The sequence below is a fragment of the Streptomyces sp. NPDC005811 genome (genome assembly GCF_040630405.1).
In the GTDB taxonomy this organism is placed as follows: domain Bacteria; phylum Actinomycetota; class Actinomycetes; order Streptomycetales; family Streptomycetaceae; genus Streptomyces.
The window spans coordinates 169,292-180,789 of the sequence record NZ_JBEXXK010000010.1 but is presented as its reverse complement, the minus strand read 5'-3'; the positions used below and the strand labels follow the sequence as shown (position 1 = coordinate 180,789).

8 protein-coding genes and 3 pseudogenes are annotated in these 11,498 nt (G+C 71.6%); 10 read left to right on the top strand and 1 reads right to left on the bottom strand.

Annotation, left to right across the window (positions count from 1 at the left end; genetic code table 11):
- The first annotated feature begins 231 nt into the window (after positions 1-231).
- The 7 genes and pseudogenes from ABZ490_RS13580 to ABZ490_RS13550 all read left to right on the top strand — a co-directional run.
- Complete coding sequence (locus ABZ490_RS13580) at positions 232-1,356, top strand: TniQ family protein (protein WP_358988773.1); 1,125 nt, start codon at positions 232-234, stop codon at positions 1,354-1,356.
- A 258-nt stretch (positions 1,357-1,614) separates the two neighbouring features.
- Positions 1,615-2,112: pseudogene (locus ABZ490_RS13575) on the top strand (hypothetical protein); the annotation flags it as partial.
- Positions 2,096-2,974 carry a type II secretion system F family protein gene (locus tag ABZ490_RS13570; RefSeq protein WP_358988771.1) on the top strand — a complete coding sequence of 293 codons (879 nt, stop codon included), beginning with the start codon at positions 2,096-2,098 and terminating at the stop codon, positions 2,972-2,974. The pseudogene ABZ490_RS13575 and the gene ABZ490_RS13570, both read left to right, overlap by 17 nt.
- A 47-nt stretch (positions 2,975-3,021) precedes the next feature.
- A complete protein-coding gene (locus ABZ490_RS13565) occupies positions 3,022-3,804 on the top strand; it encodes a type II secretion system F family protein (RefSeq protein WP_358988769.1) in 783 nt (260 codons plus the stop codon).
- A 127-nt stretch (positions 3,805-3,931) separates the two neighbouring features.
- Positions 3,932-4,141, top strand: coding sequence for a DUF4244 domain-containing protein (locus tag ABZ490_RS13560; RefSeq protein WP_358988767.1), 210 nt, complete (start codon positions 3,932-3,934; stop codon positions 4,139-4,141).
- Positions 4,128-4,496, top strand: a pseudogene (locus ABZ490_RS13555) (TadE family type IV pilus minor pilin); the annotation flags it as partial. The gene ABZ490_RS13560 and the pseudogene ABZ490_RS13555, both read left to right, overlap by 14 nt.
- Before the next feature lie 266 nt (positions 4,497-4,762).
- Positions 4,763-5,095, top strand: a pseudogene (locus ABZ490_RS13550) (Rv3654c family TadE-like protein); the annotation flags it as partial.
- On the opposite strand, the gene ABZ490_RS13545 reads toward ABZ490_RS13550, so the two are convergent.
- The gene (locus ABZ490_RS13545; RefSeq protein ID WP_358988766.1) at positions 5,070-7,682 is read right to left on the bottom strand and encodes a DEAD/DEAH box helicase; all 2,613 of its coding nucleotides are present in this window, start codon (positions 7,680-7,682) and stop codon (positions 5,070-5,072) included. The pseudogene ABZ490_RS13550 and the gene ABZ490_RS13545 sit on opposite strands and share 26 nt — an antisense overlap.
- Before the next feature lie 80 nt (positions 7,683-7,762).
- Here ABZ490_RS13545 and bldG point away from each other — a divergent pair, with 80 nt between their 5' ends.
- From bldG to ABZ490_RS13530, 3 genes are all read left to right on the top strand, one after another.
- Positions 7,763-8,104: an anti-sigma factor antagonist BldG gene (bldG, locus tag ABZ490_RS13540; RefSeq protein ID WP_055636390.1), complete on the top strand. Its 342-nt coding sequence runs from the start codon at positions 7,763-7,765 to the stop codon at positions 8,102-8,104.
- A 107-nt stretch (positions 8,105-8,211) separates the two neighbouring features.
- Positions 8,212-8,643 carry an ATP-binding protein gene (locus ABZ490_RS13535; protein WP_358988764.1) on the top strand — a complete coding sequence of 144 codons (432 nt, stop codon included), beginning with the start codon at positions 8,212-8,214 and terminating at the stop codon, positions 8,641-8,643.
- Between the two features lie 329 nt (positions 8,644-8,972).
- Positions 8,973-11,378, top strand: a complete 2,406-nt coding sequence (locus tag ABZ490_RS13530; protein ID WP_358988762.1) for a sodium-translocating pyrophosphatase — start codon at positions 8,973-8,975, stop codon at positions 11,376-11,378.
- Positions 11,379-11,498: the final 120 nt, after the last annotated feature.

The window sequence follows — 11,498 nt, the reverse complement described above, 5'->3', positions numbered from 1 at the left end:
GGCCTTCCCGGTAGCCGGGTTCCTCCTTGACACGTAGTCCAGGTCAAGGGGAAACCTCACTGGCCATCGCCCAACGCTGGGACATCGACAACGCCGACGCGGGGTGGGGCCGAGGGTGGCGTCCACCCGATGAGTGGACGCCTGCCGGGGTCAACCGCACAACGGCCTCCTTCCACATGGGCGGTGGAGGTTCCGACGATGGGCAGAGGACGGGCCGTCGTATCGTGACGTGTGCCCGACCCTTCCGCTGCCCACTGCATCCGACGTCTGCCGGTTGTGCCTCTGCCGCTTCCGAGAGAGTCGCTCCTCAGCTGGCTGGGACACTTGAGCGCGGTCTACGAGGTCTCCCGCACATCGATGGCCACGGCGTGCGGGCTCCTGCGGCCGGGCGACAACGTGGCACGCATCGCCGACTCAGGGCCGACGTCGCTCGTGTACGGCCTGGGCGACGAGGACATTCTTCGCGTCGAACAGGCAACCGGACTGTCAGGCGACGAACTGCAGGCGATGACCTGGATGCGCTTCCTGGGGACCATCGTGAAATTCGATCTGGTCAAATCCGGCCCACGGAACCTGTTCCGGACTATGAAAGCGAGCTGGATCGACCCGCGCGAACTAAAATTCTGCCCTTCTTGCATCGAAGAAAGCGATGGACGCTGGCCCCTCGAATGGTGCACGCCTTGGATGTTCGCATGCCTAAAGCATCGATGCTACTTGATGGCCGCATGCCCCGAATGCCACACCCCGCTGCCCGGGGCCCGCGTCAACCTCGGCCAAGGAAGCTGCCAAGGCTCCGAAAAGCACCGACTGACGGATGTCCTGCTCTGGCAATGCGACGCCGAATATAAAAAGTGGAAAGCTCCTGAACTGCACGACAAAATGCTTGCTGACCTGCAAAAATTCCTCGAAGAACGCCTCGCGTGGGCACGACCGGAGGCCGTTCAGCTGCGCGGTGTCTTTGCAGATCTGGCGGCAATGGCAGACTTTGCCTTCCATGTAGCCAGACCGGAAAATGTGGAAGGTGCCGACCCGGTTGTCGCCGACGGCTTCACCGACTTCTGTACGCCGACCAACCCGGGAGTCAACCCGACCAGGATTGCAGGGCCAAAACCGATGGCTCAAACAGCGGCACTGCGAATCGCGGCCCAGATTCTGTTCAGCGGCGACCCGTGGTCGGCCGCCCGGGAGATCGTCGACTTTGCAGCCCGCCCACTCCCGGTTCGAGCGCGGTCACTGAATGAGGCATGGTGTAAAAGACTGCCACGGGACACGATGCGACTCCTCGCTCGAATCGTCGAGTCGGTCCGGGTCGCTGCCCCCTCCGTGAAGGGGCACGACGGACGGGTCCGCCGGTAGGCGCCGACTCCTTGTGTCGATGATCAGGCTGATGTCCCACCCCATCGAACGCGCCACGCGACATTGACGCTTCAGGCCCGCGACCCTCCGGTGACCTGCCGCTTTCACGGTGAGTGACGATCCTTCCAGGTGTGACCTGCGTGTAGATCGGACACTGAAATCTTTCGTGCGGCAAGTGTGATGTAGGTCACCGCACAAAAGATTTCAGTTCCCTGGTCAGAGATGTGCCAAGTGAAATCTTTCCTGCCATCCGACAGCGGCTGCGGGACCGTCCACGCCAACGCCGCGGGGGACGTCCCCGCCCGGCTGGAGGCGCTCGGCACGGCGGCCGGACTCGACCGGACGGCACTGCACAGCCAGGTGGCGGCCGCGCTCTCGGTGGTCCTGCACCTCGTCCGCGACCCGGCCGGGCGGCGCCGGATCGCGGAGGTGCACGTGCTGGAGCGGGACCCGACGGGGCTGGTGCGGACGGTACCGGCACTGCGCTGGCAGCCCGACGCGTTCGCGTACGAGCGGGGCTGGGGGCGGCTGCGGGAGCTGCTGAGGGGCGAGGCGCGCGGGATCGGCGAAGAGAGCGGCCGGAGCGGCGGGGCGGGCGGGATCGGCGAAGAGAGCGGCCGGAGCGGCGGGGCGGGCGGGATCGGCGAAGAGAGCGGCGGGGCGGGCGGTGTGAACCAGGTGGGTGACCGGCTGGGTGACCTGGTGGGTGAGCTGGTGCGTGAAGGGAGCGAGGTGCGCGATGCACGAGTTGGGTGAGGTGTCGACGGCGGCGGCCGTCGCCTGTGCCGGGGCGGCGGCGTGGCTGCTGGGCGGTCCGTACTCCGGGGGCCGGCGGGCGCAGTTGCTGCTCGCCGGAGGCGGGGTGGTCGGCAGCGGGCCACCTGCCTGGCGGGACCTGACCCGCGGACTGAGCGGACTGCGCGGGCTGCGCGCGCGATGGCGGCCCGAGTGGTGGGCGCCGGTCGTCGGGGTGGTGCTGGCGGTGCTGGGAGCCTCGCCGCTTCCGGTCGCCGCCGGGGCCGCGGCGGTCCCCTTGCTGCGCCGGGCGCGCCGCGCAGCGGAGGCGCGCCGGATCGGGGAGCGCAGGGCGGACGCCGTGATCGCGCTCTGCGCGGCGCTCGCCGGGGAGGTGCGGGCCGGACGGCAGCCCGGGGAGGCGTTGCAGCGGGCCGCGCGGGACTCGGGCGGGCTGGGCGAGACACGGGCGGCGGTGCTGGCGGCGGCGCGGTTCGGCGGCGATGTGCCCCGGGCGCTCGCGGCCGCCGCACGGCAGCCGGGGGCCGGCGGACTGCTGGGGCTGGCGGCGTGCTGGCGGGTGGCCGTGGACCAGGGAGCGGGCCTCGCGACCGGACTCGACCGCCTGGAGGGCGCGTTGCGGGCGGAGCGCGACCAACGGGCGGACCTCCGCGCGCAGTTGGCGGGGCCACGCGCCACCACCGTGATGCTGGCCTGTCTGCCCGCCCTGGGGCTCCTCCTGGGCGCCGCGCTCGGCGCCGACCCGTTGCGGGTGCTGTTCCACAGCGTGGCCGGGCTGGGCTGCCTGCTCGTCGGGGGGCTGCTGGAGGGCGCGGGGGTGGCGTGGGTGCGGTGGATCGTGCGGAACGCGGAGGGGGCGTGAAGGGGCGTGCGGGCGAACGAGCGGCGGGTGACGAGGAGGGAGGCGCGGTGAGCGCGGAAGTTGTCCACAGGCTGGGGGTGGCCGTGGGGATCGTGACGGCCCTCGGGTGGCCGGTGTGGGTGCTGGAGCGGGTGCGGCGCGCCCGCAGGGCCCGGGGGAGGGCGGCCGGGCTGCTGGGGCGGGAGCGTGCACCGGACGTCCGGCGCGCGGCGATGCGGAACGCCGTGGGGGCCTGGCTGCCGGCGGTGGCGGCGGTGGGCGCCGGATGGGTGCTGATCGGCGGTGTCGTGGGGGCCGTGGCCGGGGTGGCCGGCGCGGCCGGGCTGTGGCGGTGGCGCCGTCGGCAGCGGGCCGCGGGAGCCGTGGGCGAGGCCGACGCGCGGCTCGCCGCAGGGCAACTCCCCCTCGCCGCCGATCTGCTGGCCGCCTGCATCGCGGCGGGCGCCGCTCCGGTGATCGCCGCACAGGCGGTCGGAGAGGCCCTGGGCGGGCCGGTGGGGGAAGGGCTGGCGCGCGGTGCCGCCGAGGTGCGGCTGGGCGGCGAACCGGCCACGGCATGGCGTCGGTTGGCCGGTGCGCCGGGTGCGGAGGCCCTGGCGCGGCTGTTGGCACGGGCCGATGTGACGGGGATTCCGGCGGCGGGCCCCGTGGCCCGGCTCGCCGGGGACGCCCGGGCCGACTGGACCCGGGCCGCCACGGCCAGGGCCCGACGCGCCGCCGTCCTGGTCGCCGCGCCGGTGGGGCTGTGCTTCCTGCCCGCCTTCATCGCGGTCGGCGTCGTACCGGTCGTGATCGGGCTCGCGGGCGGGGTGATGGGAGGCGGCGGATGACGAGGTGCTGAACCGGCGCCGAGGGCGCCGAGCGGGGACACGACGGGACATGACGGATCGAACAGTCGAATCAAACAGTCAATCGGAAAACCAGAGGCCGACAGGGCCGAACCTGACGGGGGTTGAGATGTACGAGGCGGTACGGGCACGGCTGCGTGCCCTGGTGTGCGGGATGCGGGGCGCGCGCAAGGACGCCGGAATGGTGACGTCCGAGTACGCGATGGGGATCGTGGCGGCGGTGGGTTTCGCGGTGCTCCTCTACCAGGTGGTGACGAGTGACGCCGTCGGCACACAGCTCCAGGACATCGTGAGGCGGGCGCTCAGTGGGGGGATGTGAGCGGCGCCGGCTCGGCGGGGACCGGGGCTTCGTGACGGCGGAGTCGGCCGTGGTGCTGCCGGTGCTGGTGGTGTTCGCGATGGCGCTGGTGTGGGGGCTGCTCGTGATGGCGGCCCGGATCCAGTGCGTGGACGCGGCCAGGACCGGCGCCCGCGCAGCGGCCCGGCAGGACCCCACCGCGACGGTCGTCGAACTGGCCCGCGCGGCGGCACCAAGCGGGGCCCGGGTGACGGTCGGCAGAGAAGGCGACCAGGTGCGTGTGGTGGTCGTGGCGAGTCCGCCGCTGCTGCGGGGGCTGCCCTTCGAGGTACGGGAGGAGGCGGTAGCGGCGGCCGAGGAGACCGTGGGAGCCGGGCCGGACGGAGGAGGCGGACTGGACAGTGCGGGTGGGCGGGACCCCGAGGTCGGGCCTGACAGTGCGGGTGGGCCGGACCCCGAGGTCGGGCCTGACAGTGCGGGTGGGCGGGACCCCGGGGTCGGGCCTGACAGTGCGGGTGGGCCGGACCCCGAGGTCGGGCCTGACAGTGCGGGTGGGCGGGACCCCGAGGTCAGGCCTGACAGCGGGGTCGGGCCGGACGGCGGGGGTGGGCCGTGAAGGCGGCTCGCGTCGTCGGGGCGTGGCTGCGGGCGCGGGGCGACCGGGGCTCGGCCACCGTCTGGAGTCTCGGGGCGATCGCGGTGCTGTGCGTGGTCTTCGGTGCCGTGCTGGCCCTGGGGCAGGCCGTCGTGGTCCGGCACCGGGCCGCCGGGGGCGCGGACCTCGCGGCGCTCGCCGCGGCGGACCACTGGCCCGACGGCGAGGAGCGGGCCTGCGCCCGGGCGGACCGGGTGGCGCGGGCGCAGGACGTACGGCTGGTGCGCTGCGCCGTCGCCGGGGAGATCTCGGAGGTGACCGCGGCGGCGGGCCGGGGACCCTTCACGGCCGAGGTCAGGGCACGTGCGGGCCCTCCGGGGCCGGTATCGCCGCCCCCGGGCCCGCTTCCGCCGCCCGAGGCGCGGGCTCCTGACGGGCGGATCCCTGAGGAGGCGAGGGTTCCCGAGGCGCGGGCGCCGGCTCCGCAGGGCCCTCGGGGGCCGGTCCCGGGGCCGTCTCCTCCGGCACCCCCCGGAGCAGTTCCGTGAGGAGTCGCACCGCGCCCCTCTTGTGCAGCGGTTCGTTGCCGTTGCCGCACTTGGGGGACTGGATGCAGGACGGGCAGCCGGCGTCGCACTCGCAGGAGGCGATGGCCTCGCGGGTGGCGGTGAGCCAGGCGCGGGCGGTGTGGAAGGCGCGCTCCGCGAAGCCCGCGCCGCCGGGATGGCCGTCGTAGACGAAGACCGTCGGCAGGAGCGTGTCGGGGTGCAGTGGGATCGACACACCGCCGATGTCCCAGCGGTCGCAGGTCGCGAAGAGGGGGAGGAGGCCGATGGAGGCGTGTTCGGCGGCGTGCAGGGCGCCACCGAGGATCTCGGGGTTGATGCGGGCCGCGTCGAGCTGGTCCTCGGTGACCGTCCACCACACCGCGCGGGTGCGCAGCGTACGAGGAGGGAGGTCGAGCTTCGACTCGCCCAGGACTTCACCGGTGATGACACGTCGGCGCAGGAAGGAGACGACCTGGTTGGTGACTTCGACGGAGCCGTAGCACAACCGGCCCTGGCCCCAGGGGATTTCGGTATCGGTATCCAGGACGGTGATGGCGGTGGTGTCGCGGGCGACGGTCGTGTAGGGCGGGGCGGCCTCCTCGACCAGGGCGACCGAGTCGTCCAGGTCCAGGGAGCGGACGAGGTACGTACGGCCCTGGTGGAGGTGGACGGCGCCCTCGTGGACGGTGGTGTGGGCGGCGCCCGCGTCGACCGTGCCGAGCAGCCGTCCCGTGCCCTCCTCGACGATCTGCACCGGCCGGCCGCCCTCCCCGCGGATGTCGGTGAGGTCGGCGGCGCGCTCGCGGCGCGTCCAGTGCCAGGCCTTCGTGCGGCGGCGCAGCAGCTTGGCGGCCTCCAGCTGGGGCAGCAGGGCCTCGGTCTCCGGGCCGAACAGGGCCAGGTCCTCCTCCGTCAGCGGGAGTTCCGCGGCGGCGGCGCACAGGTGCGGGGCGAGGACGTAGGGGTTGTCGGGGTCGAGGACCGTCGACTCCACCGGACGGTCGAAGAGGGCCTCCGGGTGGTGGACGAGGAAGGTGTCCAGCGGGTCGTCGCGGGCGATGAGCACCGCCAGCGCGCCCTGCCCGGACCGCCCGGCGCGGCCCGCCTGCTGCCACAGGGAGGCGCGGGTGCCGGGATAGCCGGCGATCAGGACGGCGTCGAGGCCGGAGACGTCGATGCCGAGTTCGAGGGCCGTGGTGGCGGCGAGGCCGAGGAGCTCGCCGGAGTGCAGGGCCTGTTCGAGGGCGCGGCGTTCCTCGGGCAGATAGCCGCCCCGGTACGCCGCGACACGCCGGGCGAGCGAGCGGTCGACCTCGGCGAGCCGTTCCTGGGCGATCACGGAGATCAGCTCGGCGCCGCGCCGGGAGCGGACGAAGGCGACCGTGCGCACGCCCTGGACGGCGAGGTCGGTGAGGAGGTCGGCGGTCTCGGCGGTGGCGGTACGCCGGACGGGTGCGCCCTTCTCGCCCTGGAGCTCGGTGAGCGGCGGCTCCCAGAGGGCGAACACCAGTTCACCTCGGGGTGAGGCGTCGTCGGCGACCTCCACCACCGGCAGGCCGGTGAGACGGCCGGCGGCGACCGCGGGCTCGGCGGCCGTCGCGGAGGCCAGCAGGAAGACCGGGGAGGAGCCGTAGCGGGCGCACAGCCGGCGCAGCCGGCGCAGCACCTGGGCGACATGCGAGCCGAAGACGCCGCGGTAGGTGTGGCACTCGTCGACGACGACGTACTTCAGCGACTTCAGGAAGGAGGACCAGCGCGGGTGGGACGGGAGGATCCCGCGGTGCAGCATGTCGGGGTTGGTGAGGACGTAGTTGGCGTACTGGCGCACCCATTCGCGTTCCTCGAACGGCGTGTCGCCGTCGTACACGGCCGGACGCACCGCGTTGCCGAGCGGGTGTGAGAGTTCTTTCACAGAGCGGCGCTGGTCGGCGGCGAGGGCCTTGGTGGGGGCGAGGTACAGGGCGGTCGCGCCGCGTCCGTTCGGAGCCTCGGATCCGTCCAGAAGGGTGGAGAACACGGGCACGAGATAGGCCAGGGACTTGCCGGAGGCGGTGCCCGTGGCGACGACCACCGAGTCGCCGTCCAGGGCGTGCTCGGCGGCGCGTGCCTGGTGGGCCCAGGGATGATCGATTCCGCAGGCCTGGACCGCCGCGATCACTTCCGGGCGAATCCGGTCAGGCCAGACGGCATGGCGGCCCTCCCGCGGGGGCAAGTGCTCCGTATGAGTGATGCGCGAAGCCCGGCTCGGGCCCGGGGCGAGCCGGTCCAGGAGCGCGCCCGGCGACAGGCGGGGCGCGGGCTGTGCCGAGGATCGATCGGATCGGTGATTCTTGGCCATCGGCACCGAGTGTGTCACTGGCGTGACGGACAATGGAGCCAAGGCGTCGTGCACGCCTGCCGGTAAGTGATTGAATGCCATCGCGGCTGGCGAACCGTCCAGGGGGCTCTGCCGAGGTGTCCCGAGGGGCGACCGCTCGATAGCAAGGTGCTGGAGGATCCGTGGACCTGTCCCTGTCGACCGAGACCGTCGGCGATCGCACGATCGTCAAGGTCGGTGGCGAAATCGACGTATATACCGCGCCCAAGCTGCGCGAGCAGTTGGTCGAGCTGGTGAACGACGGGAATTTCCACCTCGTCGTGGACATGGAGGGCGTCGACTTCCTCGACTCCACCGGGCTCGGCGTACTGGTCGGCGGCCTGAAGCGTGTGCGTGCCCATGAGGGCTCGCTGCGCCTGGTCTGCAACCAGGAGCGCATTCTGAAGATCTTCCGCATCACCGGCCTGACCAAGGTGTTCCCGATTCACACCTCGGTCGAGGACGCGGTCCAAGCCACCGACTGACCCGTCCGTCCGGGTCCGGTGACCCGGACGGCCCAGTTGTACTCCGGGGGACCGGGCTTTCGGCAGCCCGGCCCCCCGACAGCACGCCCGAGTTCCGAGGGGGACGCATGGCCACCGTTGAACTCCGCTTCAGCGCGCTGCCCGAGCACGTCAGGACCGCCCGACTGGTGGCGGCAGCGGTGGCGCGCAGGGCCGGAGTGGACGAGGCCGTCCTCGACGAGGTGAGACTCGCCGTGGGCGAGGCCTGCACCCGCGCCGTCGGCCTTCACCAGAGTGGCGGTATCACCGCTCCCGTGAAGGTGGCGTTGATCGAGGAGGAGAAGCAGTTCTCCATCGAGGTCGGCGACGAGGCGCCACGCGCCGCCCCCGGAGACCGGGTGCCCGGCTCCGGCGCGGACGACATGGACGCCGAGGAGGACGAGATGGGCCTCGCGGTCATCAGCGGCCTCGTCGACGACGTGGAGGTCACCGCCGGTGAGGCCGGCGGTCTGATCCGTATGACCTGGCCGAGGACACCGGCCGCGGCGACGGTCGGCTGACCCGCGCCGGCCGCTCCGGCCGTACCCGTACCCGAAGGGCCCCACTCCGGTGGGGCCCTTTGGCATGCGCCCACCCGGGTACTCGTGCTTACAGTTGTCCCAGCCGTTCCGGGAAGTGAATCTTGAGTCGATGAATCACTTCCCGGAATTCGTGAATCAATTCACGATCAATGGTTCTGTTCAATGATCGTTCAATGATCGGAGAATGCCCCGAAGGCATTACTGGACGTGTAGGCGAATTCTGTTTACCGCGCACTGTTTTGATCAGGTTCCGGTACCTACAATCCCGTCCACAATCTTGAGCTCAGCCCAAGCGTCAAGGAGGACGAATGGCGGGGCTTTCTACCCCTCATCGGTTGGACCATCCGACAACCTTCGCGGCCGCAGTGCTGACCGACGGCAACCGTCTCCTCGTGGTGGTCATCGGGCTCGTCGCCCTGGCCGCGCTCGTGGTCGCGGGTGTCCTGCTGCGCCAGGTCCTCGCGGCCGGCGAGGGCACCGACAGCATGAAGAAGATCGCGGCAGCGGTCCAGGAAGGCGCCAACGCGTATCTGGCCCGACAGTTGCGCACCCTCGGCGTATTCGCCGTCGTGGTGTTCTTCCTGTTGATGTTGCTGCCCGCGGACGACTGGAATCAGCGCGCCGGACGATCATTGTTCTTCTTGATCGGCGCCGCGTTCTCGGCGGCCACCGGCTATATCGGCATGTGGCTCGCCGTACGCAGCAATGTGCGGGTCGCCGCGGCGGCCCGTGAAGCCACCCCTGGACCCGGTGAACCGGAAAAGGATCTCACCGCCGTCTCCCACAAGGCCATGAAGATCGCATTCCGCACGGGCGGCGTCGTCGGCATGTTCACGGTGGGGCTCGGGCTGTTCGGCGCCTCCTGCGTGGTGCTGGTCTACGCGGCCGACGCGCCCAAGGTGCTGGAGGGCTTCGGCCTCGGCGCGGCGCTCATCGCGATGTTCATGAGGGTCGGCGGCGGCATCTTCACCAAGGCCGCCGACGTCGGCGCCGACCTGGTCGGCAAGGTCGAACAGGGCATTCCGGAGGACGACCCGCGCAATGCCGCGACCATCGCCGACAACGTGGGCGACAACGTCGGCGACTGCGCGGGCATGGCCGCCGACCTGTTCGAGTCGTACGCCGTGACCCTGGTCGCCGCGCTGATCCTCGGCAAGGCGGCCTTCGGCGACTTCGGGCTGGCGTTCCCGCTGCTCGTGCCCGCGATCGGCGTGCTCACGGCCATGGTCGGCATCTTCGCCGTCGCCCCGCGCCGCACCGACCGCAGCGGCATGTCCGCGATCAACCGGGGCTTCTTCGTCTCCGCGGTGATCTCGCTCGTGCTGGTGGCGATCGCCGTCTACGTCTATCTGCCCAGCACGTACGCCGACCTGGACGGGGTCACCGACCGGGCGATCCTCGGCAAGGACGGCGACCCGCGCGTCCTCGCCCTCGTCGCGGTGGCGATCGGCATCCTCCTGGCCGCCGTCATCCAGCAGTTGACCGGCTACTTCACCGAGACCACCCGCCGCCCGGTCCGGGACATCGGCAAGACGTCCCTGACGGGCCCCGCCACGGTCGTCCTCGCCGGCATCTCCGTCGGTCTGGAATCGGCCGTCTACACCGCCCTGCTGATCGGCCTCGGCGTGTACGGGGCGTTCCTGCTCGGCGGTACGTCGATCATGCTGGCGCTGTTCGCGGTCGCGCTGGCCGGCACCGGCCTGCTCACCACCGTCGGCGTGATCGTCGCGATGGACACCTTCGGGCCCGTCTCCGACAACGCCCAGGGCATCGCCGAGATGTCGGGCGACGTCGAGGGCGCGGGCGCCCAGGTGCTCACCAACCTCGACGCGGTCGGCAACACCACCAAGGCCATCACCAAGGGCATCGCCATCGCCACCGCGGTCCTCGCGGCGTCGGCGCTCTTCGGGTCGTACCGTGACGCGATCACGACCGGCGCGAACGACGTCGGGGAGAAACTCTCCGGGCCCGGCGCGCCGATGAGCCTGATGATGGACATCTCGCAGCCCAACAACCTGGTCGGCCTCATCGCGGGCGCGGCGGTCGTCTTCCTCTTCTCGGGGCTGGCGATCAACGCGGTCTCGCGGTCGGCGGGCTCGGTGGTGTTCGAGGTGCGGCGGCAGTTCCGCGAGCACCCCGGGATCATGGACCACACCGAGACACCGGAGTACGGCAAGGTCGTCGACATCTGCACCCGCGACGCCCTGCGCGAGCTGGCCACGCCCGGACTGCTCGCCGTCCTGGCGCCGGTCTTCATCGGGTTCACGCTCGGCGTGGGCGCGCTCGGCGCGTACCTCGCGGGCGCGATCGGCGCGGGCACGCTGATGGCCGTCTTCCTCGCCAACTCCGGCGGCGCGTGGGACAACGCCAAGAAACTCGTCGAGGACGGCCACCACGGCGGCAAGGGCAGCGAGGCCCACGCGGCCACGGTGATCGGCGACACCGTCGGCGACCCCTTCAAGGACACCGCGGGACCCGCGATCAACCCGCTGCTCAAGGTCATGAACCTGGTCGCGCTGCTGATCGCGCCGGCCGTGATCAAGTTCAGCTACGGCGACGACAAGAACATCGGCGTACGGATCATGATCGCGGTGCTGGCGCTCGCGGTGATCGTCGGCGCGGTGTACGTCTCCAAGCGGCGCGGCATCGCCATGGGGGACGAGGACAGCGCCGACCGCTCCTCCAAGTCGGCCGATCCCGCGGTGGTTTCGTAGACCGGCCGTCGGAGTCCTGCTCAAGAAGCGGGCGGGCTGCGCGTGTTGACGCGCCGCCCGCCCGCTGTGCCGTACGTGTGCCGGGGCCGTGAGCCTTCTCTCTCCTGGTTCAAATGGCTG